Origin of the sequence: Clostridioides sp. GD02377 (assembly GCF_045899875.1) — a bacterium.
In the GTDB taxonomy this organism is placed as follows: Bacteria; Bacillota; Clostridia; order Peptostreptococcales; family Peptostreptococcaceae; genus Clostridioides; species Clostridioides difficile_A.
Window position 1 is genome coordinate 1 of the sequence record NZ_JBJODA010000093.1, and the last position, 312, is coordinate 312.

General features: G+C 27.9%; 1 protein-coding gene. It reads right to left on the reverse strand.

The window, feature by feature from the left end; translation table 11 throughout:
• Positions 1-92: 92 nt before the first annotated feature.
• The coding region (locus Q3304_RS21020) for a RusA family crossover junction endodeoxyribonuclease (protein WP_407815501.1) at positions 93-312 on the reverse strand (220 nt) is incomplete at its 5' end.

Genomic DNA, 312 nt, shown 5'->3' on the forward strand with positions numbered 1-312 from the left:
TCATATCTTTATATGGATTTGTTTAATTTTATTGATATCGTTTTTTATAGAATACATTAATAAGTTTATTGTGACTTTTGTTTAGATTCTTTTTATACAATATCCTCTAGTACAACTTCAACTCTTGGCTTATCACTATAATACTTACTAGCTACAACCTCAACTATCTGTGTATCATCCTTATAAGCTATCTCATTAAGTGCATCAGCAACAATCTTAACAACATTGTCAATATCGGGTTTCTTGCTGGGTCTTAACACATTATTTCTTTTCTGTTCTTTAACTTTTTTACTGTTACTTTTAGCTATAGAA